This window comes from Geodermatophilus sp. SYSU D01105 (assembly GCF_054050095.1).
The window spans coordinates 35,716-57,438 of the sequence record NZ_JBJGYR010000009.1 but is presented as its reverse complement, the minus strand read 5'-3'; the positions used below and the strand labels follow the sequence as shown (position 1 = coordinate 57,438).

Genomic DNA, 21,723 nt, shown 5'->3' with positions numbered 1-21,723 from the left:
TGAGGGGATCGTGCGCCCGTACGGCGACACCACCGGCGACGGCATGGTGCAGCTGTCGTTCACCCTGCCGGTGGCCCCCGGCCCGCGGGCGGACGGCGCCGCGCTCCAGCTCGCGCAGAAGATGGGCATCGAGCCGGCGATGGTCGTGCACAGCCACGGGGTGGGGGAGGGCTTCACCTTCTTCGTCGTGTACGGCAGCGTGCGCCACCTCGTCGACCTCGACGCGGTGGCCGTGGAGGAGCGGGCCTACCCGCTGCTGTCCCCGGCGGAGGTCAACGCCGCCATCCGCTCCGGGCTGCGCCGCAAGCTGGTGGTGCTCGGCGCGTGCATCGGCACCGACGCGCACACCGTCGGCATCGACGCGATCCTCAACCTCAAGGGCTTCGCGGGGGAGAAGGGCCTGGAGTACTACCGGGAGATGGAGGTGGCCAACCTCGGCGCGCAGGTCAGCGTGCCGGAGCTGGTCGCGCGGGCGCGGGCGGTCCGCGCCGACGCCGTCCTGGTCTCCCAGGTGGTCACCCAGCGGGACGCCCACCTGCGCAACACCCGCGAGCTCGCCGCCGCCTTCCGCGAGGCGATGGGGGAGGACCGCCCGCTGGTGGTGGTCGGCGGCCCCCGGTTCGACCCGGCCATGGCCGGCGACCTCGGTGTCGACAAGGTCTTCGGCCGGGGCACCACGCCCGGCGAGGTCGCCAGCTACCTGGTGTCCGCCCTCGTCCCGAACGGAGCCCCCCAGTGACCGACGACCCCCGCCTCGGCCTCACCGTCACCCACCGCCGGTACGTGCCGTACGCGCACGCCCACTACGGCGGGAACCTGGTGGACGGCGCCTACACCCTCGGCCTGTTCGGGGACGTGGCCACCGAGGTCGCGATCGTCATGGACGGCGACGAGGGGCTGCTGGCCGGGTACACCGAGGTGCGCTTCCTCGCCCCGGTGCAGGCCGGCGACGTGCTCGAGGCGACCGCGGAGGTGGTGCGGATCGGCCGGCGCAGCCGGGAGCTGCGCTGCACCGCCCGCGTGGTGGCCCGCGCCCGCCCGGAGCGGGGCCCGTCGGCGGCCGCCGTCCTCGACCCGCCGCAGCCGGTGGTGGAGGCGACCGCGACCCTCGTCGTCCCCGGCCCGGCGTGATCAGCGGGGCGCTGTCCAGGCGCCACGCCGTAACGAAGAGGTCACAGTTCGCCACGGACCCCTCGGAGGGCGGCACGCCCGTCGGCCCACTTCTTACAGTGCCTGCAGTTCCACTCCGGGAGCACCGGCACGTGCCTCCCCGGACCAGTCGTGCGGGCCCTCCGGCCGCGCGGACGGCGCCGCCGCCCGCAGTCCGGGCCGGGAGCGCCGGCGGCTGCCCCGGGGATCACGCGGCGGGCACCCGGCGGGGCCCGCCCGGGTCCGCACCACCAGACAACGGCCCGCCGATCGCCGCCAGCGACCGGCCGGCCGGCCCGGAGGTGCGCCTCCCCGAGCGCGGCGGCCGCCGGCGCGGACCGGAGCGCCGGCGCGGACGACGCACCCCGGTCGGCGGGATCGCCGGCCGGCCGCGCCGGGATGGGATGCTGGGGCGCGCACCGCGGCACCGGAGCCGGCGGTCGCGGCCCCGGTGCGACCGGCCCGGGGGACAGGAACGGGCAGAGCACGGGAGGCGACGGTGGGAGCAGTCGCCCCCGGCACGGTGGAGCGCCCCGCCGAGGCGCCGCAGCCGGCGTCCCCGGCCCGCCGACCCCGGTGGCCGCGGCGCACCCTGCTGGCCGCCGCCGGCGGGGGACTGCTCCTGCTCGCCTTCCCCGGCTGGGGCCTGTGGCCGCTGGCCCCGCTCGGACCGGCCACCCTCGCGCTCGCCGCGCACGGGCAGCGCGCCCGTTCCGGGGCGTGGCTGGGCCTGGTGTGCGGTCTGGCGTTCTTCGTGCCGCTGCTGTCGTGGAGCGGCATCTACGTCGGTGCCTTCCCGTGGCTGGCCCTGGCGGTGTCGCAGGCGCTGTTCCTGGCGCTGCTCGGTGCAGCCACCGCAGCGACCTCCCGCCTGCCCCTGTGGCCGCTGTGGGCCGCGGCGCTGTGGGTGGCCGACGAGGCGGTGCGCGGCCGGCTGCCGCTGGGCGGCTTCCCCTGGGGCCGGCTGGGCCTGAGCCAGACCGAGGGCCCGTTCCTCTCCCTGGCCGCCTACGGCGGCGTGCCGCTGGTCGGCTTCGCCGTCGCGCTCAGCGGCACGCTGCTGGCCGCGGCCGTGCTCCGGCTCACCCGGCGGCGCCGGTCGGGCCGGCGCGCCGCGGCCGCGCTCCTCGCCGGCGCGGCCGCCGTGCCGCTGCTGGGCTGGCTGGCCTGGCTGCCGCTGCCCGGGCCCTCGCTGACCGAGGGCGGGCCGACCCGCACCGTCGCGGTCATCCAGGGCGACGTCCCCCAGCCGGGCCTGGAGTTCAACGAGCGCCGGCGCGCCGTCCTCGACAACCACGTCACCGGCACCGTCGAGCTGGCCGGGGCGGTCGCGGCGGGGGAGCGGGCGCAGCCGGACCTGGTCGTCTGGCCGGAGAACAGCTCCGACATCGACCCCTACACCAACGAGGACGCCGCCCGCGCGATCGACCGCGCCGCCGAGGCGATCGGCGCGCCGATCCTGGTCGGCGCGGTCGTGGACGGGCCGGGCCGGTTCATCAGCAACACCGGCATCGTCTGGGACCCCGAGACCGGGCCGGGCGACACCTACGTCAAGCGCCACCCGGTGCCGCTGGCCGAGTACGTGCCGGCCCGCGGCTTCTTCCGCTTCTTCAGCGACAAGGTCGACCTGGTGCGGCGCGACTTCGTGCACGGCACCGACGTCGGGGTGTTGCCGATGGGCGGTGCGCAGGTCGGCGACGTCATCTGCTTCGAGGTCGTCTACGACGAGCTGGTGGCCGACACGGTGCGCGCCGGGGCCGGGATGCTCGTCGTCCAGACCAACAACGCCACCTTCGGCTACACCGACGAGAGCGAGCAGCAGCTGGCGGCCAGCCGGCTGCGCGCCGTCGAGTTCGGCCGCACCGTCGTCGTCGCCGCCACCAGCGGCATCTCGGCGATCGTCGCGCCCGACGGTTCGCTGGCGGCCCGCTCGGAGCTGTTCGAGCCGGCGGTGTTCGTCGAGGACGTCGCCCACCGCGACTCCACCACCCTCGCCGAGCGGCTCGGCGCCGTGCCGGAGTGGACCCTCACCGCGCTCGGGGTCGGCGCGCTGCTCGCGGTCGCCGTCCCCGGCGGCGTGCGCCGCCGCCGGGCGCGGAGGAGCGCGGCGTGACCGGGTGGCGGGTGCTCGTCGTCGTCCCCACCTACGACGAGGTGGAGAACCTCGAGCCGATCCTCCACCGGCTGCACACCGCGGTCCCCGACGCGCACGCCCTGGTGGTGGACGACGGGTCGCCCGACGGCACCGGGGACCTCGCCGAGGAGCTCGCCGCCCGCGACCCCCGGGTGCACGTGCTGCGCCGCACCGCGAAGGCCGGGCTGGGCCCGGCCTACGTGGCCGGCTTCCGCTGGGGCCGGTCCCGCGGCTACGACGTCCTGGTCGAGATGGACGCCGACGGCTCGCACCACCCCGAGCAGCTGCCCGCCCTGCTGGCCGGCCTGGACGACGCCGACCTGGTGCTCGGTTCGCGGTACGTGCCCGGCGGCCGGGTGGAGGACTGGCCGGTGCACCGGCTGCTGCTGTCCCGGGCGGGCAACGTGTGGACCCGCTGGGCCCTGCGGCTGCCGCTCGCCGACGCCACGGGCGGCTTCCGCGCCGTGCGGGCCGACCTGGTCGACCGGCTGCCCTTCGACGACGTGGCCAGCCAGGGCTACTGCTTCCAGGTCGACTGGGCCTGGCGGGCCGTCCGCGCCGGCGCTCGCGTGGCGGAGGTGCCGATCACCTTCACCGAACGGACGTACGGCAGGAGCAAGATGAGCGGTTCGATCGTTGGAGAGGCATTGGTACGGGTCACCTGGTGGGGCCTGCAGGACCGGCTGGCCGACTGGCTGCCGGGCCGGGTCCGCCGCCCCGTGCCGGGACGGGTCCGCGACGGCGGGCGGTCGAGCGCGGTCCGGTAGGCGGGCCGGGGCCGCCGGGCCGGGAGCGGGCGCAGGAGAGCCGTGGGTCGCCGCGTGCGCATCGCAGCCGGGTTGCTCGCCCTGGCCGAGGTCGTCGTCTTCGTCCTGGTCGCGGGCTGGATCGGGGTCGGTTGGACCCTCCTGGCGGTGCTGGCCACCAGCGCGCTGGGCTGGGCGCTGCTGGCGCGGCAGGGCACCCGGGCGCTGACCGAACTGCGGGACCAGGCGCGGGGACGCCGCCCGTCGGGTCGCGCCCTGGGCGACGCGGGCCTGATCGCCGTCGGGGGGCTGCTCATGGTGCTGCCGGGCTTCCTCGGCGACCTGGTCGGCCTGCTGTGCCTGCTCCCGCCCACCCGGTTCCTGGTGCGCGGGCTGCTGGCGCGGGTGCTGGCGAACCGGCTGCCGGTCCAGCTGCGCGGCCCGGTGCACGTCCGCAGCCGCCGCGTCTCCGGCGTGCACCCCGCACCGGCCCCGGGCCGGCCGCTGGTCATCGAGGGTGAGGTCGTCGACGGCGGGCCCCACCGCGAGCCGGCGAGTGGTGGGGGACAGGGGCGTCCCTGATCCGCCGGCGACCGGCGCCGGGAGCCGGCGACCGGCCGGACCCACCGGCACCCGGACGCGACACGGCCCCGGTGGGGATCCCACCGGGGCCGTGTACGGCGATCTGCGCGGACGTCAGCTGGCGCGGGTCCGCCGACCGCGGAGCACCTCGAGGCGCTCGGCCAGGACCTCCTCGAGGTCCTCGACCGAGCGGCGCTCCAGGAGCATGTCCCAGTGCGTCCGCGGGGGCTTGACCTTCTTGGGAGCCGGCTCGGCACCGCCGACGAGCTTGGCGGCGGAGCCGTCGAACTTGCACTCCCAGGTGTCCGGGACCTCGGCGTCGTCCGCGAAGGGCACGGTGAACAGGTGACCCGAGGGGCACCGGTACTCCACGTACTGCCGCTCGATCGGCGCGGTGTTCCGCTCGGTCTCGTAGCTCACGCTGCCCAGTCGGCTGCCCCGCAGGGAACGCTCGCCCATGGCACACCGTCCTCTCGTGCTGGTGGTGTCGGTCGGTTCTCGACGTCGCTGGACGGGGGGTTACCCACCCGGCGAGGGAGTCGAAAGGACCAACGACAGATTTCGCGGAGAGATTCCGCAGAGTCGGTTCGAAATCATCGCATGGGGTGGTATAGGAGCCCGAGTCGCCCCCCCGACGGGGTGAGGTCAGCGCAGGGCGAGCTGCCCGGGGCCGGCCGCCGTCGGCCCCAGCTGACCCAGGACGTGGTGCCGCCGGCACAGCACCTGGTAGTGCACCTCGGGGTCCGGGCCGGTCTCGTCGGGCCCGGTCTCGTCCGGTGCGGGGGTGGGCGCGGTGTCGGCGACGACCACCGTCGCGCCCTCCCGCACCATGGCGCCGTCCACCACGCGGGCGTTGAGCAGGCCGGGGAGCCCGCACCAGCACAGCACCTCGACCTGCACCCGCTGGACGTCGTCAGCGACCTCCAGCAGCCGCTGGGTGCCCGGGAACAGCCGGGTGCGGAAGTCGGTGGTCAGGCCGAAGGCGTAGACGTCCACGTGGGACTCGTCGACGAGCTCGGCGAGCTGGTCGACCTGCGGGCCGGTGAGGAACTGGGCCTCGTCGACGATCAGGTAGTCCACCCGGTCGCCGGCCGCCCACGAGTCGCGGACCAGCAGCCGCAGGTCGGTGCCGGCGTCGACCTCGATCGCCTCCCGGCACAGCCCGACGCGGGAGCTGATCTGCGGCCGGTCGGACCGGTCGCCCTGGGTGAGCAGCAGGCCCCGCCGTCCCTGGCGGCTCTGGTTGTGGTCCACCTGCAGCGCGAGGGTCGACTTGCCGCAGTCCATCGGCCCGTGGAAGAACCGCAGGTGCGCCGGCGCCGGGTGCCGGCGGCGGTCACCGGCGGCCGGCACGGCGGACAGCGGCGCGGCGGCGCCGGGACCGGCGGGGGACGGGGACGTCACAGGCGCTCCGGAGGGGTGTTGCCCGCCGCGACGACGGCGCGGCGGATCGGCAGCGCGGCCAGCGCCACGAAGCCGGCCACGAAGAAGACGACCAGGCTCACGATCGCCAGCCGGTAGGAGCCGGTCAGCTGGTAGGTGAGCCCGAACGCCAGCGGCCCGAGCCAGCTGGTGCCGCGGTCGCTGATCTCGTAGAAGCCGTAGTACTCCGCCTCCTTGCCGGCCGGGATGAGCTGGCTGAACAGCGACCGGGACAGCGCCTGGGTGCCGCCCTGCACCAGCCCGATGACGGCGGCCAGCGCGTAGAACTGGCCGACCGCGCCGGCCTGCAGGAAGTAGGCGGCCACCAGGACGGCGATCCAGGCCACCAGGCTGCCCAGCACGACCCGCTTGGCGCCGTACCGGGCGGCCAGCCGGCCCAGGCCCAGCGCCCCGGCGATCGCCACCACCTGGACCATGAGGATGGCGCCGGTGAGCACCGACTGCGACAGGCCCAGCTCCTCGGTGGCGTAGGTGGCCGACAGCGAGATGACGGTCTGGACGCCGTCGTTGAACAGCAGGTAGGCGCCGAGGAACCACAGCGTCAGCGGGAACGCCCGCATCTCCCGCAGGGTCGCCGCCAGCTGCCGGAAGCCGCTGGCCGGGCGGCCCTCCGCCACGCGCACCGGCCGGTCCCGCAGCCGGGAGAGGGTGAACACGGTGAACGCGCCCCACCACAGGCCCGCGGTGGCCAGGCAGATCCGCACCGCCTCGCCCGTGGTCAGCCCCAGCCCCTCGGCGCCCAGGACCAGGCCCAGGTGCACCGCGAGCAGCAGCGCCCCGCCGACGTACCCGAACGCCCAGCCGCGGCTGGAGACCGCGTCCCGCTCGTCGGGGCCGGCCAGGTCCGGCAGCCAGGAGTAGTAGACGACCGTGGCCGCGCCGAAGCTGATGTTGGCCACGACGAACAGCAGCGCGCCGAGCAGGTAGCGACCGTCGGCGACGAAGAACAGCCCGGTCGTCGCCAGCGCCCCCAGCACGGCGAACCCGCCCAGCAGGTGCCGCTTGCGGCCGGTGCGGTCGGCCACCGCGCCGGTGAGCGGCAGGACCAGCACCTGCAGCACCACCGAGAGCGAGAGCACGTAGGAGAACCAGCTGCCGGGCGGGATGGACAGGCCCAGGACCCCCAGCCGCCCGTCGGGCCCGGCGGCCTCCTCGGCGACCGAGGTCAGGTAGGGCCCCAGGAAGACCGTGGTGACGCTGGTGTTGAACACCGACATCGCCCAGTCGTAGGAGTACCAGCCGAACCGCTCGCGGCGCAGGGCCCGGTCGGCGGAGGGGGCGGTCGGGGTCGCGGCCGTCGTCACGGGCGCAGGGTGTCAGCCGGGGCGGGGCCGGTCCAGCACCGCAGGGCCAGATGCGTCACGATCCGCTCACGGGATGTCGTCGGGGACGACGCCGCCGGGGAACGCCGCGGTCGCCGTCGTCGGCCGGGTCGGGTCCACGTGGGCGGGGCGGTCGGCCGGCTCCCCGGCACGCAACGGCGCCAGGCCCCGGGTGATCGCCGCGGCGATGCGGACGCGGGCCCGGTTGGCGTCGCCCACCCGGCCCGGCTGCAGGTCCTCGAAGAAGACGGCCGGCCCGATGTGCACCCTCAGCGCCGGCTGCCGCCAGAACGCCCGCAGCAGCGTCCGGAGCTTGCCCCAGTCGTTGGCGTACTGCAGCACCTCGTGGGCACCCCACTGGCTGACCGGGATGACCGGGACGCCGGCGGCCAGCGCCATCCGGGCCAGCCCCGTCCGGCCGCGCTCGGGCCACCCGTCCGGCGTCAGGCCGACGCGGCCCTCGGGGTAGGCGACGACGTGGCCGCCGTGGGACAGCGCCACCCGGGTCACCGTCAGCGCGTGGGCGGCGACGTCGGTGCCGCGCTCCACCCGGATGCCGCCGGACCGCTCCAGCAGCGGGCCCGCGACCGGCGCGCGCATGATGCCGCCGGTGGCCATGAACCGCGGGGTGACGCCGGCCCCGTGCAGCGCGACGGCCACCACGAAGGCGTCGAAGTCCCCGATGTGGTTGACCGCCACCAGCAGGGGCCCCCGCCGCCACTCCTCGGGGATCGAGCCGGTCACCTGCAGCCGGCCGAACACGCTCGGCAGCCACGACAGCCACCGCAGCGCGAACCGCCAGAACCACCAGGGCGGGGTCGCGGCGATGGCCAGCTCGCGGGCGAACCACTCCGGGTCGTCGGGGCCGACCAGGTCCGCGACGTCGGCGGGCAGCGGCGGCGTCCGGGGTCGCCACTCCCGGATGCGCTCCCCGAGACTCACCGCGGCACCCACTGGCCGCGCTTCTCCAGCAGCTCGCGCAGCATCGCCGGCCGGTCGGTCATGACGCCGTCCACGCCGAGGTCGAGCATCGCGGTGGTCTCCTCCTCGGTGTTCACGGTCCACACGTGGACCTGCAGCCCGCGGGCGTGCGCCGCGGCGAGGAACCGCTCGTCGACCAGCGCCCGGCCGCCCAGCTGCAGCGGCACCTGCGCGCAGCCGGCCTGGATGCGGACCAGGCCGGCTGCGCGGGGCGAGTAGGAGGACAGGCGCAGCGCCGCGACGCCGCGCGGGCCCAGCGAGGTGCAGACCGAGGGCCCGAACAGCCGCCGCGCGGCGGCGATGCGCGCGTCGGAGAACGAGCCCAGGCAGATGCGGTCGGCGACCCCCAGCCGGCGCACCGTCCGCACCAGCGGGGCGAGGACGCCGGCGGCCTTGATGTCGAGGTTGAACCGCACGTCGGGCCAGGCACCCAGCAGGTCCTCCAGCCGCAGGATCGGCTCCCGCCCGCCGATCCGCGCCGTGGCGATCTCCGACCACGGCAGCTGGTCGACCCGGCCGGTGCGGTCGGTCACCCGGTCCAGCGTGGGGTCGTGGAAGACGATCGGCACCCCGTCGGCGCTCACCTGGACGTCGGTCTCCAGGTACCGGTACCCCAGCGCCACGCAGGCCTCGAACGCCGGCATGGTGTTCTCGAGGTGCTCGATGGCACCCCCGCGGTGGGCCATGGCGATCGGGGTCGGCCCGTCGAGGAAGGCGTACCGGACCGGGACCACGCCGACACGCTAACGCCGGTCCCCGCGACGCCGGTCAGGGCCTCGTCCTGCCCGCCCCTGGCGTCCCTCCGGCACCGTCCGTGCCGCCCGCGGCGGCGCCGGCCAGCCGCGCGACGATCCGCTCCAGCACCGGCCGCGGCGTGGCCAGGTTGAGCCGGACGTGCCCGGCGCCCGGAGCGCCGCACTCCGGGCCGTCGACCAGGGCCACGCCCGCCCGGTCGAGGAAGAACGCCCCGGCCGAGGCGGGCAGGTCCAGCCCCCGGCAGTCCAGCCAGGCCAGGTAGGTGCCCTCCGGCGGCGTCCAGCGGACACCCGGCAGGTGCTCGGCCAGCAGCTCCCCGAGCAGCCGGCGGTTGCCGTCGAGGTAGTCCAGGACCCGGGCCAGCCACGGTCCGCCCTCGGTGTAGGCGGTGGTGTTGGCCAGCACGCCGAGGGTGGAGGCGGCGTGCGTGTACCGGTACCCGGTGCCGGCCCACGTGGCGGCGTCGGCCTCGTTGGACAGCAGCAGCTGGGCGGCCTTGAGTCCGGGCAGGTTCCACGCCTTGGACGCCGACGTCGCGGTGACGGTGTGCCGCGCGGTCGCGGGGGAGAGGGCCGCGTAGGGACGGTGCCGGCCTCCCGGGTACACCAGGGGCGCGTGGATCTCGTCGGCGAACACCCGCACCCCGGCCCGGTCCACGACGTCGGCCAGGGCCAGCTGCTCCTCCTCGGTGAACACCCGGCCCAGCGGGTTGTGCGGGTTGGTGTGCACCAGCAGCGCGCCGCCGGCGGCGAACGCCCGGGCGATGCCGTCGAGGTCGTAGGTCATCCGGCCGTCCCGCTCGACCATCGGGACCTCGATCAGCTGCCGGCCCAGCATGCCCGGCAGGGTGAGGAAGGGCATGTACGCCGGCGTCGGCAGGACGACGGGGCTGCCCGGCGGGGTGAACTGCTCGATGGCCACCTGCAGCCCGGCGAGGACGTCGGCCAGCGGCGAGACCCACTCCGCGGGCACCGCCCAGCCGTACCGGGACGCGTACCAGTCGGCGCACGCGCGGGCCATCGCCGCGGCGGCCTCGGCGGTCAGGTACCCGAACGCGGCCCGGTCGACCGCCTCGTGCAGCACCCGCTGGACCTCCGGTGCGGTGCCGAAGTCCATCTCGGCCACGAACGCGCCGATCGCCGGTCCGTACCGGGTCCACTTGAGGCTGCCGGCCGCCCGCAGCGCCTCCTCGGTGAGCGCGTCGAACTCCGCTGTCCGGTCCTCCACGTCGTCCTCCCGTCCCGCCGGCGCGCTCCGCGTGTCGGGCGTGTCCCTCGGTCCTGTCGGTGGTCACGTCTACCGTGCCCAGCGTGGCCAAGCAGGACAGGACGCAGCTGACCGACGAGGAGGCATCGACCGATCCCGCGCTGCCCGGCCCCCGCCGGGAGAGCGGCACCGAGCGGCGCTGCGGGTGGTGCCGCCGGGTGCTGCCACAGCAGGGGTCGGTGGGCCGGCCCCGTCAGTACTGCGGGCAGGCGTGCCGGCAGCGGGCCTACGAGCAGCGGTCGGCGACGGCGAAGGCCGGCCTGTCCGGCGACGTCGTCCTGGTGACCCGGTCCGAGCTCGACGGGCTGCAGGACCGGCTGTACCAGCTGCGCTGCGCACTCGAGGACGTGCAGACCCTGCTCAGCGAGCGGCACACCAAGGCCGAGCTGGAGCGGACGCTCGCCGACCTGGTGCGCTCCACCGGGCGGCTCGACAAGCTCTGGATCTCCGAACGCGCGAGCTGACCGGTCCACGGTCGCCGGCACCCGCCCGCAGTCGCCCCGATTCCGTCACCGTGACGAAATCAGGGCGACCCAGCGCCACCGCCCGGGGGAGGCCGGCTCGGGTCCCTCCGGGACGAGCGGCGGCCGGGACGGCTCAGCCGTCTTCCTCTTCCTCACCCTCGCCCTGCTCGACGCCGTCGTCCTGGTCGGAGTTGTTCGGCACGTTGTCCTGCGAGGGGTCGTTCTCCTCGTTGGTGTCGGTGTTGACGCTCTCGTCGTCGGTGGTGCCGTCCCGCTGGTCCTGCCCGGACGCCGAGCAGGCGGTCATCGTCGCGCCGCCTCCGAACAGCGCCAGGGCGGTCATCAGTGCGGCGATCGGGCGTCGGAGTTGCATGCCTCCGACCCTAGGCAGCCCGCGGGATGTCCGCCCGTCGAAGGTCCGGAGCAGCCGTGTTTTCGTCACAGTGACGGAATGCGGGGTGTGCCACGGGACCGGGGAAGGGGTGCCGGCACAGCCCGGTCGGACCGTCGAGACGACGAGCGCGGCGGGCCGGGTGGTCGATCCGGGACCGTGGCGGGCCGGGTCGGCGACGGGAGCGAGAAGTCACGACCCAGCCGGACGACGGGCGACGACCGGCCGGAGGCGCCGGGCCGGCCGAGTCGGACGACGGGCCGCACCGGCCGCACCGGCCGCCGCGGGATCCTCGGCGAGCGGCGCGAGACGACGGCAGGTCCTCGGTACGGAGCTCGGTACGGACCTCGACGGTGGATCGACCGCGCGGACGCCATCGCGGGAACGCGCCGCGTCCGACGGCGTCACGTCACGCCGGTCGGCCAGGACCGGATCGATCCAGGCGGTGCCGCCACGTCCGGCCGCCCGGATCCGCCGCGCCGATAATGCACATTATGTCAACTCGCGGAGCGGCCACCCGCTCCCCGGGCCGTCAGCTCAGGACCAGGACGTCGTAGTCGCTGAACCTCCGGTCGGCGGTGACGAGCACGAACCTGCGCCGCACCGCCTGCGCGATGAGCATGCGGTCGAACGGGTCGTCGTGGTGTCTCGGCAGCGCGCCGGCGGCCAGGCCGTCCTCCACGGTGATCGGCAGCACGTCGAACCCGTGACGCTCGATCTCGTCAGCCAGGTCGTCCGGGACGGAGAGCTTGCCGAGTGCCGCCTTGATCGACATCTCCCACGCCGACGCTGCCGACACCGCCACCGACGTCGCCGGGTCGGAGATCGCCTCCCCCATGGCCGGGGTCAGCCGGTGGTCGTCAGCCAGCCACCACAGCAGCACGTGGGTGTCGAGCAGCAGCGTCACGGGGCCACGTCGCCGTGGAAGGCGGCGATCACGCTCTGCGGCGTCTCGTCGAAGTCGTCGGCCATCACCACCCGTCCCCGCCACGCGCCGGGCTCCCGCCGCCGCCGGGCCGGCACAACGGCCACCAGTCGCGCGACGGGCTTCCCGGCCCGGGCGATGACGACGTCCTCCCCCCGCTCGACCGCCTCCAGAAGGCGGGAGAGGTGGGTCTTCGCCTCGTGGACGTTGACCGTGTGCTCCATGACGACCATGGTCGTTGGCTAAGTCGGACTAAGTCAACCGGGCCACCGATGAGTCGACCGGTGTGCGACGGTCTCTCCTCCGACAGCACCCCGCGCGCAGGAGGTCCCGTGCCGAGCACCATCCGACCGATCATCGTCACCCCGGACGTCGACCGGCTGCACGCGTTCTACACCGGCGTCCTGGGCGCCACGGAGACGATGCGGTACCCCGACGACGGCCCCGTGTCCTACGTCGGCCTCCAGGTCGGCACCTCGGAGCTGGGCCTGTCCTCCGACGGCTCCGTCGTCCCCGGCGACCCCGGCCGGATGCTGCTGAGCATCGAGGTGGACGACGTCGACGCGCTGTTGCCGCGCGTGACGGAACTGGGCGGACAGGCACCCGGCCCGGCCAACGACATGCCGTGGGGTCAGCGGGTCGCGCACGTCACGGACCCCGACGGCAACGTCGTCAACCTGACCCAGACACGCTGAGCCGCCCGTAGGGTCCCCGGGTGAGCAGCACCCGGGGCATCGTGCGCCCGTCGGCGATCCCCGACGTCTTCCGGCTGGAGCGGCTGGCGCCGTCGGAGGCCCTCGCCGACCTGGTCGCGCTGTACTGGCGGGTGTCGTGGGAGCTGCCGCCCGGGACCAGCCACGAGTCCCTCGTGCTGTCCTACCCCGCGGTCAACCTGTCCTTCGAGCCCGACGGCGCCTGGGTCACCGGACCGGTCTCGGGCACCTACCGGCGACCGCTCACCGGCGCCGCCACCGTCTCCGCGGTGCGGTTCCGGCCGGCGTCCTTCCGGTGCCTGGTCGACCGGCCGGTCAGCGAGCTGCGCGACCGCGTCGTGGCCGCCGAGGAGCTGCTCCCCCTGCCGGCGGGCCTGGAGGAGCGGGTCCGTGCCGGCGCCGACCTCGCGGCGGTCCGCGCGGTCCTCGAGCCGTGCCTGGCGACCCTGGCGCGCTCCCCCGTCGCCGACCGCGCCGCGCTGGACGCCGCCGTCGCGCTCATCGAGGCCGACCGGTCCATCACCCGCGTCGACCACCTCGCCCAGCGCACCGGCTACGGCGTCCGCCGGCTGCAGCGGGCCTTCGCCGACGCCGTCGGGCTGCCGGTCAAGCAACTCATCCGGGCCGCCCGGCTGCGCGAGGTCGCCGAGCGGGCCCTCGTCGGGGACGTGGACTGGGCCGCCGTCGCGGCCGAGCTGGGCTACAGCGACCAGGCCCACCTGGTCCGTGACTTCACCGCCGCCGTCGGCACACCCCCGGCCCGGTACGCGCGCGAGGCCGCCGGCGCGGAGGTGTCGCGTTCCTCCAAGACCGACGGCGGCCGGCCTGCCTAGCGTCCCGGACATGACCTCGACGCCCACCACGCTGCCCGCCCTGTACGACCGGCTCGAGGAGGCGGCCGGCGAGGCCCGCCAGATCGCCGCCGGTGCCACCGGTGCCCCCCTGGACTCCCCCACCCCGGACGCCGAGTGGGACCTGCGCGCCCTGCTGGACCACTGGATCCTCTACAGCGCCCACGGGCTGGAGTGCCGCGCCCGGCGGGAGCCGATCCCCGAGGAGCTGACCACCCGCGACTTCACCGCGGACGCCGACTGGTCGCAGCGCTACGCCGCCCAGCTGGACCGGGCGCTGGCCGCCTGGCGGGAACCGGCCGCCTGGCAGGGCACCGTCGACATCGGTGGCACGGCCGTCCCGGCGGAGACGGTCGCCGGGATGCTGGTCAAGGAGCTCGTCGTCCACGGCTGGGACGTCGCCCGGGCGACCGGCCAGCAGGTCCAGGTGGGCGAGGAGACCGCCCGCCTCGTCCTCGACCTGGTGGTGGAGCACGGGGAGCTGTTCCGCCAGTACGGCGGGTTCGCCGCCGAGCTGGCGGTCGACGACGCCACGCCGACGTTCGAGCGGGCGCTGCGGCTGTCCGGCCGCGACCCCGGCTGGCGCCCCTGACCCGCGCCCCGTCAGCGGCTGGAGACCGCCACCCGGACGCCGAGGGCGACCAGGACCGTGCCGCTCACCGCCTCGAGCCGCCGGCGGACCCGCGGGCGGCGGAACCACGTCCCGGCCCGCGCGACGCCGGCGGCCAGCGCCAGGTAGAGGCCCGTCTCCAGGGTGATCTGCAGCAGGCCGAGCAGCGCCGTCGTCGCGAACACCGGGCCGTCGGCGGGGACGAACTGCGGATAGAAGGCGATCATGAACACGGCCGCCTTGGGGTTGGCCAGTTGCACGAGGAGGCCCTCGCCGAACGCCGTCCACCAGCGCCGGCGGCCGACCGGGGGGACCGCGGGGCCGGGCACGTCCGGCCGGCCGCGCTCCCGCCACGCCGCCCGCCAGGCGCGGACACCGAGCACCAGCAGCACGGCGGCGCCGACCACCCGCAGCACCAGGTAGGCGATCTCGGACGCGGCGACCAGCGCGGCGAACCCGGCGCCGGCGAACAGGGCCCACAGGTACAGGCCCGCCTCGAGGCCGAGGACGGTGGGCACCGCGCCGGCGAGCCCGCGCAGGGCCGCCCGCCGGAAGATGAGTGCCATCGCCGGCCCGGGTGAGGCCGAGATGAGCAGGACCGCCAGCACGAAGGCCGGCAGCGAGGAGACCACGTCCACGGCCGGATGGTGACAGTCCCGGCCTCAGCCGGTCGACGGCTTTCCCGGCGCCGAGCGGGCCATGTGCTGCGCCACCCCGTCGAGGTGGCAGCCGAGGGCGAAGGCGAACTCGGGACCGACGTCGTGGTATCCCTCCGGGGCGGCCCCTCCCCGTCCGGCGCCGCACCCGGAGATGGCCGCCTCACTGCTGTGGTTCTGCTCGTTGCCTGTCAGTCGAGGCTGTGTTGGGGATAACGGCTCAGTGACCTGCGGGGTCGGCTCACAGGCGGCTGCGGTTGACTCGCCGCCGTGGACGTCGTCGAGCGCTTCTGGACCCGCGTCACCACCCCGGTCCCCGACCTGCCCACCGCGGTGCTGCTGGCCACCCTGGCCGCGGCCGCCGTCGTCGTCCTCTCCCCCGCCCTGTGGCGGCCGGCCCGGACCGTCGTGACGATCGCCCACGAGGGCGCGCACGGCCTGGTCGCCCTCGCGGCCGGCCGCCGCCTGTCGGGGATCCGGCTGCACTCGGACACCTCGGGCCTGACCGTCTCGGCCGGCCGGCCCACCGGGATCGGGATGGTGCTGACCTGCGCGGCGGGCTACACGGGGCCGGCGCTGTTCGGCCTGGGCGCGGCCGCGCTGCTGGCCTCCGGCCACGCGGTCGGGCTGCTGTGGGCGCTGCTGGCCCTGCTGGCGCTGCTGCTGGTGCAGATCCGCAACTGGTTCGGGCTGTGGGCGGTGCTGGTCACCGGCGCGGTGCTGGTCGCCGTGACCGCGTGGCTCCCGCCGGGCGGCCAGGCCGCGTTCGCCGCCGCCGGGACGTGGTTCCTGCTGCTCGCCGCCCCGCGGACGGTGCTCGAGCTGCAGCGCTCGCGGCGCCGCCGCGGTGCGCCCGACTCCGACGCCGACCAGCTGGCCCGGCTCACCCGCCTGCCGGCCCTGCTGTGGGTGGGGGTGTTCCTGCTGGTCGACGTCGGCGCCCTGCTCCTGGGCGGCTGGTGGCTGCTCGGCGAGCGCTGGGCCGGCTGAGCCGGCTCACTCCCGCCCGCGCCGCCGGGGCGCCGCACCCGCCGGCTGGCGCACCGGCTCGACGGGCGGTGCGGGCGGGATCGCGGCGACCACCTCGTCCTCGGCCACGGTCAGCCGCCGGCCGTGGTGGTGGACGTCGAGCGGCTCGCCCTCCGACACCCGGTAGCCCGCCTCGGTCGGGGTGACCGTCACCGTCAGGCAGCGGCCCTGGTAGTTGAGCCGGAAGCGCAGCCGGGAGATCCCCTCGGGCAGCCGCGGCGCGAAGGTCAGGTGCCCGTCGTGGTCGCGCATGCCGCCGAGGCCGGCCACCGCGACGGTCCAGCCGCCGGCCAGCGCGGCGATGTGCAGGCCGTGCCCGGAGTTGCCGTGCAGGTTCTGCAGGTCGGTGAGGGCGGCCTCGCCCCAGTAGTCGTGGGCCAGCTCGAGGTGCCCGGTCTCGGCCGCGACGACGGCCTGCGGCGCGGCCGACAGGGAGGAGTCCCGCACCGTGCGCGCCTCGTAGTACGCGAAGTCGGCGACCTTCTCCTCGTGCGTGAAGGCGTCGCCGCGCAGGTGCAGGGCCATCACCAGGTCGGCCTGCTTGACGACCTGCTTGCGGTAGATGTCGAAGTAGGGGTAGTGCAGCAGCAGCGGGTAGCAGTCCGGGGGCGTGCTCTCGAAGTCCCACTCCTCGTGGTGGGTGAAGGCGTCGGACTGCATGTGCACGCCGTGCCGGGTGTCGTAGGGCACGGCCATCAGGGAGGCCGCCCGCAGCCAGGTGTCGAGCTCGGCGTCGGTCACGTCCAGCCGCCCGGCGACGTCGGGCTGCCGCTTGACCGCCGCCGCCGCCTCCCGCAGGTTCCGCTGGGCCATCAGGTTGGTGAAGACGTTGTTGTCGACCACGGCGGTGTACTCGTCGGGCCCGGTGACGCCGTCGATGCGGAACCCGTGCTCGTCGTCGAAGTGCCCCAGGGACGCCCACAGCCGCGCGGTCTCGATGAGCAGCTCGGCGCCGTGGTCGCGGTCGAACTCCTCGTCCTCGGTGGCGTTGTGGTAGCGGACGACGGCGTCGGCGATGTCGGCGTTGATGTGGAAGGCCGCCGTCCCGGCCGGCCAGTAGCCGGAGGTCTCCTCGCCGCGGATGGTCCGCCAGGGGAACGCCGCCCCGTGCAGGCCGAGCACCCGGGCCCGCTCGCGGGCGAGGTCCAGGGTCGAGTGCCGCCAGCGCAGCGCGTCGCGGGCCGCCTCGGGCGCGATGTAGGTGAGCACCGGCAGCACGTAGGTCTCGGTGTCCCAGAAGGTGTGCCCGTCGTAGCCGGGGCCGGTCAGCCCCTTGGCCGGGATCGGCTGCCGCTCGGCGCGCAGCCCGGCCTGCAGCACGTGGAACACGCCGACCCGCACCGCCTGCTGCAGCTCGTCGTCCCCCTCGACCTCCACGTCGGCGTGCGCCCAGTGCGCGTCGAGCACCTCCCGCTGCTCGCGCACCAGCCGCTCGAACCCGGCGAGCTTCGCCGTCGCCAGCGCGCCCTCGACCTGGTCGCGCAGGGCCGCCGCCGACCGGCGGGAGGACCACCCGTAGGCCAGGTACTTGACCATCGTCACCGCCGACCCCTGCGGCAGCCGCGCGGCCAGGGTGAACCGGGCGAGGTCCTCCCCCGCCTCGATGTCCTCGGTGGAGCTGTCGGGCACCTCGACGACGTGGTCCATGCCGGCGGCCAGGCGCAGCTTGCTGCGGCGGGTGCGGTGCACCAGTACGGCGCGCTGGCCGCGGGCCACGGCCATCTCGCTGACCAGCGGGTGGGCCAGGGCCGCGGCCGCCCGCGGGTCGTCGGCCTCGCTGCCGCTGTCGATCGGCTCGTTGGCCAGCAGGTCCGACTGCAGGGCGACGTAGAGGTCGCCGCGGCCGTCGGTGCACTCGACGCGGTACTCGATGGCGGCGATGGACCGGCGGCGCAGGGAGACCAGCCGGGTGCTGGTGACACGGACCGTGCGCCCGTTCGGGGAGCGCCACTCGGTGGTGCGGCGCAGCAGCCCGCGGCGCAGGTCGAGGGTGCGGCGGTGGTCGATGATCTCGCCGTAGTCCAGGTCGAGCGGGGTGTCGCCGACCAGCAGCCGGATCAGCTTTCCGTCGGTCACGTTGACCACGGTCTGCCCCTGCTCGGGGAAGCCGTAGCCGGCCTCGGCGTAGGGCAGCGGCCGCTCCTCGAAGAAGCCGTTGAGGTAGGTGCCCGGCACCACGACCGGCTCCCCCTCCTCGAACGAGCCGCGCATGCCGATGTGCCCGTTGGCCAGGGCGAACACCGACTCGTGCACGGCCAGCGACGCGTGGTCGAGGCCGATCTCGGTGAGCGCCCACGGCTCGACGGGGAAGCTCGGCCGTCCCTCGGTCATGACCCGCCCTCCAGCAGCTGCGCCAGGTCGGTGACGACGACGTCCGCGCCGTTCGCCCGGAGCGCCTCGGCCTGGCCCACCCGGTCGACACCGACGACGTGGCCGAACTGCCCCGCACGGCCGGCCGCCACACCCGCCAGGGCGTCCTCGAACACCGCGGCGCCGGCCGGGTCGACCCCGAGCTCCCGGGCGGCGGCGAGGAAGGTGTCCGGCGCGGGCTTGCCGCGCAGCTGCTGCTCGGCGGCGACGACGCCGTCGACCCGGGTGTCGACCAGGTCGGCGAACCCGCCGGCCGACACCACGTCGCCGCCGTTGCGGGAGGCGGTCACCACGGCGGTGAGCAGCCCCGCGTCCTTGACCGCCCGCAGGTAGCGCACCGACCCGGGGTAGACGTCGACGCCGTGCTCGGCCAGCTCGGCCAGGACCAGGTCGTTCTTGCGCAGGCCGACACCGTGCACCGTCTCGGCGTCGGGCGGGTCGTCGGGCGTGCCCTCCGGCAGCGTGATGCCGCGGCTGGCCAGGAAGTCGCGGACCCCGTCGAGGCGGGGCTTGCCGTCGACGTAGCGGTTGTAGTCGTCCTGGGTGAACTCCGGCGCCGCCGGGTCCCGCCGGTGCAGGAACTCGTCGAACGTGCGCTTCCAGGCCGCCATGTGGACCGTCGCGGTCCGGGTCAGGACGCCGTCGAGGTCGAACAGGCAGGCGCGGATGGAGTCCGGGAGTCCGAGCACGGCCCGACGCTACCGGCGCCCGGCGTCGCGCGTCGGACGGGAACCCGCTGTTCACCGACGAGCGGCCCCCTCCCCGCCCCCGCCGGGTCCCCCCGGGCGCCTGCGCGTGCCGGGAGGCAGGGGCCTCCCAGCGCGAGGGGCGGGGAGGGCGGGGTCCTCCTAAGGTCGGCGGCGGACGCGGGGCACCCGTCCCGCGGAGGACCGAGGAGAGGACCCCCATGGCCGACCGCCCGACGCCGCCCGACCCCTTCGACTTCCTCCCGCAGGTGCCCGGCTTCGAGCTGACCAGCACCGACTGCAGCGACGGCCAGCCGCTGCCCATGCCGCACGTCAGCGGGGTCATGGGCGCCGGAGGTGAGGACCGCTCGCCGCAGCTGTCCTGGTCGGGCTTCCCGGAGGGCACGCGCAGCTTCGCAGTCACCGTCTACGACCCCGACGCGCCCACGCAGAGCGGCTTCTGGCACTGGGCGGTGGCCAACATCCCGGCCACGGTCACCGAGCTGCCCAGCGGCGCCGGCGACCGGGACGGCTCGGGCCTGCCCGAGGGAGCGGTGCAGCTGCGCAACGACGCCGGGTTCCCCGGCTACGTGGGCGCCGCACCCCCGGCCGGGCACGGCCCGCACCGGTACTTCATCACCGTGCACGCCGTGGACACCGAGACGCTGGACGTCACGCCCGACACCACGCCCGCCGTCCTCGGCTTCAACCTGTTCGGCCACACACTCGGACGGGCGACCCTAGTGGCCACCTACGTACAAGACTGACTCCAGCGGGTGAGGAACACGCGGCAGTTCTTTGAGAACTGAAGCTTCTCCCAGATAGCGGGCGCACGATGACGGCATGCCGGCGGTCGCGTCGCCCCGATCCGGCCCCGGGCGTGCCCGCGGCACGTCCGCGCTGCTCATCGCGTTGGTGGGCGTCCTCCTCGTGGCCGCCTGGCCCGCTCCGCCCGCGGCGGCGACCGCGGTCTCGTCGGCGGACGCGGTCGCGGCCGCCGCGGCCGCCTTCGGCGACACCGGCACGCTGGCGGTCGTCGTCGCCCCGCAGCAGACCCCGCTGACCGGCCTGACCGCGCGGGCGATCGAGGCACGCACCACCCGGCTGGCCGCCGCCAGCGCCGACAACGGGCAGGGCGACCGGGTCTTCCCCACCGCGTCGCTGGTCAAGCTGTTCCTCGCCGAGGGCGTCCTGGCACGGGCCCGCGCGGGACAGGTGACGCTCACCCCCGACGACCTGGGCACGCTGCAGCGGATGATCGCCCGGTCCTCGGACCCCGCCGCGTCCGCGGTGTGGGGGCGCTTCGACGGCCCCGGCCTCGTGCGGGACGTCGCCGCCCGCTACGGCCTGACCCGCACCGCGCCACCCCGCGTCCTCGGCGAGTGGGGCGAGGCGACCACGACCGCGCGCGACCTCGCCCGCTTCCTCGCCCTGCTGCCCGTCGTCCCCCACCCGGACGACGCCGCGACCCTCACCGGCTGGATGCAGGGGGCGACCCCGGTCGCGGCGGACGGTTTCGACCAGCGGTTCGGGACCTTCGGGGCCCTGCCCGGGACGCCGGCGGTCAAGCAGGGCTGGATGTGCTGCGTCGGCGGGCAGCGGCACCTGCACTCGGTCGCCGTCCGCGACGGGAAGGTCGTCGTGCTGCTCAGCGAGGTACCGCGCTCGGTCGGCTGGGCCGCCGGCCGGGCGGCGCTGACGGCGGCCGCCGCGGCCCTCGCCGCACTCCCGCCCGGGTCCTGAGCCGGTTCAGTCCCCGGCCGCGGCCGGCCCGGCCACCCCGACGGTGGCCAGCCGGGCGAACCCCACCCGCTCGTACACGCGGGCCACGTCGTCGTCCCCGGCGACGAGGAAGACCAGGTCGGCGGTCTCCCGGGCGTGCGCGGCCAGGGTGGAGGCTACCGCCGCCCCCAGGCCGCGGCCGCGGAAGCGGGGCAGCGTCGCCACCCCGGTGATCTCGCTGACCTCGGAGCCGCCGATGTCGACCGGGTGGTGGGCGCCGACCGCGACCGGGTCGCCGTCCTCGACGGCCACCATCATGACCGTCCGGCCGCTGGCGATCCGTTCCCGCAGCACCGCCGTCCGGGGCGACTGCGGCGCCGCCACCGCCGGCTCCTCCCCCACGTCGGCGCGCGGGCCGGGGTGGGCGAAGGCGATCGACGCGAGCCGCTGGTAGCGCGGCAGCTCGGGGTCGTCGGCACCCACGAGGTAGAGCCGGACCCCGTGCGGGAGCAGCAGCTCGACCGGGTCGGCGGCGACCAGCAGCGGGGACTCCTCCACGACGAGGCCGGCCGCCCGCACCGCCGTCGCGGCCGACGGCGTGCACTCGCAGACCCACTCGAGCGCCACCGGCAGCCCGGACCGCCGCTGCAGCGCGACCGCGGCACCGACGTCCTCGGCCGTCACCGCCTCCCCCGCCCGCGGACGGGCCGGGTGGGGCCACTCCGGGTCGCCCACCGGCACGTCGAAGGCCCCGGCGGCCTCGATCCGGGCATCCGGGAGCGGCGCGGCGGCGAAGTACCGCTCGATGCACTCGAGCAGCCCCGGTGACGTGGGCACACGCGCACCCTAGACGGGGCGGTCGGGCGGCGCCGCGACGGCGGCGCCCCGCCCCCCGCGGGCCACCCGGGCGGGTGAGCGCACGGGGCC

Annotated in this window: 25 protein-coding genes; 12 read left to right on the top strand and 13 right to left on the bottom strand. The window is 75.7% G+C overall.

The features are described from left to right. Positions 1-10: 10 nt before the first annotated feature. The 5 genes from kamE (at position 11) to ACI79I_RS10400 (ending at position 4,611) form a co-directional block, all read left to right on the top strand. The gene (kamE, locus tag ACI79I_RS10420) at positions 11-739 is read left to right on the top strand and encodes a lysine 5,6-aminomutase subunit beta (protein WP_456992263.1); all 729 of its coding nucleotides are present in this window, start codon (positions 11-13) and stop codon (positions 737-739) included. Beyond that, a complete protein-coding gene (kal, locus tag ACI79I_RS10415; protein WP_456992262.1) occupies positions 736-1,131 on the top strand; it encodes a 3-aminobutyryl-CoA ammonia lyase in 396 nt (131 codons plus the stop codon). The genes kamE and kal overlap by 4 nt, the downstream gene beginning before the upstream one ends. Before the next feature lie 517 nt (positions 1,132-1,648). Beyond that, positions 1,649-3,262: an apolipoprotein N-acyltransferase gene (gene lnt, locus ACI79I_RS10410; protein WP_456992261.1), complete on the top strand. Its 1,614-nt coding sequence runs from the start codon at positions 1,649-1,651 to the stop codon at positions 3,260-3,262. Next, positions 3,259-4,050 carry a polyprenol monophosphomannose synthase gene (locus ACI79I_RS10405; RefSeq protein WP_456992260.1) on the top strand — a complete coding sequence of 264 codons (792 nt, stop codon included), beginning with the start codon at positions 3,259-3,261 and terminating at the stop codon, positions 4,048-4,050. Before lnt ends, ACI79I_RS10405 begins: the two co-directional genes overlap by 4 nt. Before the next feature lie 54 nt (positions 4,051-4,104). Then, positions 4,105-4,611 (top strand): FxsA family protein, encoded by a 507-nt coding sequence (locus ACI79I_RS10400; protein ID WP_456992259.1) that lies wholly within the window; start codon positions 4,105-4,107, stop codon positions 4,609-4,611. 114 nt (positions 4,612-4,725) lie between these two features. Here the strand turns inward: ACI79I_RS10400 and ACI79I_RS10395 are convergent, their stop codons facing one another. The 6 genes from ACI79I_RS10395 to ACI79I_RS10370 form a co-directional block, all read right to left on the bottom strand. After that, positions 4,726-5,070, bottom strand: a complete 345-nt coding sequence (locus ACI79I_RS10395) for an RNA polymerase-binding protein RbpA (RefSeq protein ID WP_456946226.1) — start codon at positions 5,068-5,070, stop codon at positions 4,726-4,728. Between the two features lie 186 nt (positions 5,071-5,256). Beyond that, positions 5,257-6,015: a thymidine kinase gene (locus ACI79I_RS10390; protein WP_456992258.1), complete on the bottom strand. Its 759-nt coding sequence runs from the start codon at positions 6,013-6,015 to the stop codon at positions 5,257-5,259. Next, positions 6,012-7,358, bottom strand: a complete 1,347-nt coding sequence (locus tag ACI79I_RS10385; protein WP_456992257.1) for an MFS transporter — start codon at positions 7,356-7,358, stop codon at positions 6,012-6,014. The genes ACI79I_RS10390 and ACI79I_RS10385 overlap by 4 nt, the downstream gene beginning before the upstream one ends. A 66-nt stretch (positions 7,359-7,424) precedes the next feature. After that, on the bottom strand, positions 7,425-8,318 hold the full coding sequence (locus ACI79I_RS10380; RefSeq protein ID WP_456992256.1) for a lysophospholipid acyltransferase family protein: 894 nt from the start codon (positions 8,316-8,318) through the stop codon (positions 7,425-7,427). Beyond that, entirely contained in the window at positions 8,315-9,091 is a 777-nt protein-coding gene (locus tag ACI79I_RS10375; RefSeq protein WP_456992255.1) for a glycerophosphodiester phosphodiesterase, read from the bottom strand. The genes ACI79I_RS10380 and ACI79I_RS10375 overlap by 4 nt, the downstream gene beginning before the upstream one ends. 34 nt (positions 9,092-9,125) lie before the next feature. Beyond that, on the bottom strand, positions 9,126-10,340 hold the full coding sequence (locus ACI79I_RS10370) for a MalY/PatB family protein (protein ID WP_456992254.1): 1,215 nt from the start codon (positions 10,338-10,340) through the stop codon (positions 9,126-9,128). An 83-nt stretch (positions 10,341-10,423) separates the two neighbouring features. Here ACI79I_RS10370 and ACI79I_RS10365 point away from each other — a divergent pair, with 83 nt between their 5' ends. Next, complete coding sequence (locus ACI79I_RS10365; protein WP_456992253.1) at positions 10,424-10,843, top strand: hypothetical protein; 420 nt, start codon at positions 10,424-10,426, stop codon at positions 10,841-10,843. A gap of 133 nt (positions 10,844-10,976) precedes the next feature. On the opposite strand, the gene ACI79I_RS10360 is transcribed toward ACI79I_RS10365, so the two are convergent. From ACI79I_RS10360 to ACI79I_RS10350, 3 genes are all read right to left on the bottom strand, one after another. Continuing rightward, on the bottom strand, positions 10,977-11,216 hold the full coding sequence (locus ACI79I_RS10360) for a hypothetical protein (RefSeq protein WP_456992252.1): 240 nt from the start codon (positions 11,214-11,216) through the stop codon (positions 10,977-10,979). Positions 11,217-11,766: 550 nt separating this feature from the next. Beyond that, complete coding sequence (locus ACI79I_RS10355) at positions 11,767-12,141, bottom strand: type II toxin-antitoxin system VapC family toxin (protein WP_456992251.1); 375 nt, start codon at positions 12,139-12,141, stop codon at positions 11,767-11,769. Then, on the bottom strand, positions 12,138-12,392 hold the full coding sequence (locus ACI79I_RS10350; RefSeq protein ID WP_456992250.1) for a type II toxin-antitoxin system Phd/YefM family antitoxin: 255 nt from the start codon (positions 12,390-12,392) through the stop codon (positions 12,138-12,140). The genes ACI79I_RS10355 and ACI79I_RS10350 overlap by 4 nt, the downstream gene beginning before the upstream one ends. Before the next feature lie 99 nt (positions 12,393-12,491). Here ACI79I_RS10350 and ACI79I_RS10345 point away from each other — a divergent pair, with 99 nt between their 5' ends. Genes ACI79I_RS10345 through ACI79I_RS10335 form a run of 3 tightly spaced genes read left to right on the top strand, consistent with a single transcriptional unit; the run spans position 12,492 to position 14,315 of the window. After that, positions 12,492-12,854, top strand: coding sequence for a VOC family protein (locus tag ACI79I_RS10345; protein ID WP_456992249.1), 363 nt, complete (start codon positions 12,492-12,494; stop codon positions 12,852-12,854). Between the two features lie 20 nt (positions 12,855-12,874). Further along, entirely contained in the window at positions 12,875-13,705 is an 831-nt protein-coding gene (locus ACI79I_RS10340) for a helix-turn-helix domain-containing protein (RefSeq protein WP_456992248.1), read from the top strand. 10 nt (positions 13,706-13,715) lie between these two features. Beyond that, entirely contained in the window at positions 13,716-14,315 is a 600-nt protein-coding gene (locus tag ACI79I_RS10335; protein WP_456992247.1) for a TIGR03086 family metal-binding protein, read from the top strand. An 11-nt stretch (positions 14,316-14,326) separates the two neighbouring features. On the opposite strand, the gene ACI79I_RS10330 is transcribed toward ACI79I_RS10335, so the two are convergent. Continuing rightward, positions 14,327-14,971, bottom strand: coding sequence for a LysE family translocator (locus ACI79I_RS10330; RefSeq protein ID WP_456992246.1), 645 nt, complete (start codon positions 14,969-14,971; stop codon positions 14,327-14,329). A 288-nt stretch (positions 14,972-15,259) separates the two neighbouring features. Here ACI79I_RS10330 and ACI79I_RS10325 point away from each other — a divergent pair, with 288 nt between their 5' ends. After that, positions 15,260-15,979 carry a M50 family metallopeptidase gene (locus tag ACI79I_RS10325; RefSeq protein ID WP_456992245.1) on the top strand — a complete coding sequence of 240 codons (720 nt, stop codon included), beginning with the start codon at positions 15,260-15,262 and terminating at the stop codon, positions 15,977-15,979. A 6-nt stretch (positions 15,980-15,985) separates the two neighbouring features. On the opposite strand, the gene ACI79I_RS10320 is transcribed toward ACI79I_RS10325, so the two are convergent. Beyond that, positions 15,986-18,349 (bottom strand): glycoside hydrolase family 65 protein, encoded by a 2,364-nt coding sequence (locus tag ACI79I_RS10320; protein WP_456992244.1) that lies wholly within the window; start codon positions 18,347-18,349, stop codon positions 15,986-15,988. Continuing rightward, a complete protein-coding gene (locus tag ACI79I_RS10315; RefSeq protein ID WP_456992243.1) occupies positions 18,346-19,077 on the bottom strand; it encodes an HAD family hydrolase in 732 nt (243 codons plus the stop codon). Before ACI79I_RS10315 ends, ACI79I_RS10320 begins: the two co-directional genes overlap by 4 nt. 218 nt (positions 19,078-19,295) lie before the next feature. Between ACI79I_RS10315 and ACI79I_RS10310 the strand changes: the two genes are divergently transcribed. Together ACI79I_RS10310 and ACI79I_RS10305 are read left to right on the top strand one after the other, a co-directional pair. Next, complete coding sequence (locus ACI79I_RS10310; RefSeq protein WP_456992242.1) at positions 19,296-19,841, top strand: YbhB/YbcL family Raf kinase inhibitor-like protein; 546 nt, start codon at positions 19,296-19,298, stop codon at positions 19,839-19,841. A 76-nt stretch (positions 19,842-19,917) separates the two neighbouring features. After that, positions 19,918-20,817 carry an LppW family protein gene (locus ACI79I_RS10305; protein WP_456992241.1) on the top strand — a complete coding sequence of 300 codons (900 nt, stop codon included), beginning with the start codon at positions 19,918-19,920 and terminating at the stop codon, positions 20,815-20,817. 6 nt (positions 20,818-20,823) lie between these two features. Here ACI79I_RS10305 and ACI79I_RS10300 read toward each other — a convergent pair whose 3' ends face one another. Further along, entirely contained in the window at positions 20,824-21,633 is an 810-nt protein-coding gene (locus tag ACI79I_RS10300) for a GNAT family N-acetyltransferase (protein WP_456992240.1), read from the bottom strand. Between the last annotated feature and the right edge of the window lie 90 nt (positions 21,634-21,723).

Bases quoted from the DNA above. Each gene is read 5' to 3' on its own strand.
- ACI79I_RS10395 (WP_456946226.1), bottom strand. From the start codon at position 5,070: ATGGGCGAGCGTTCCCTGCGGGGCAGCCGACTGGGCAGCGTGAGCTAC.
- ACI79I_RS10360 (WP_456992252.1), bottom strand. From the start codon at position 11,216: ATGCAACTCCGACGCCCGATCGCCGCACTGATGACCGCCCTGGCGCTG.
- ACI79I_RS10350 (WP_456992250.1), bottom strand. From the start codon at position 12,392: ATGGTCGTCATGGAGCACACGGTCAACGTCCACGAGGCGAAGACCCAC.
- ACI79I_RS10335 (WP_456992247.1), top strand. From the start codon at position 13,716: ATGACCTCGACGCCCACCACGCTGCCCGCCCTGTACGACCGGCTCGAG.
- ACI79I_RS10320 (WP_456992244.1), bottom strand. From the start codon at position 18,349: ATGACCGAGGGACGGCCGAGCTTCCCCGTCGAGCCGTGGGCGCTCACC.
- ACI79I_RS10310 (WP_456992242.1), top strand. From the start codon at position 19,296: ATGGCCGACCGCCCGACGCCGCCCGACCCCTTCGACTTCCTCCCGCAG.
- ACI79I_RS10305 (WP_456992241.1), top strand. From the start codon at position 19,918: ATGCCGGCGGTCGCGTCGCCCCGATCCGGCCCCGGGCGTGCCCGCGGC.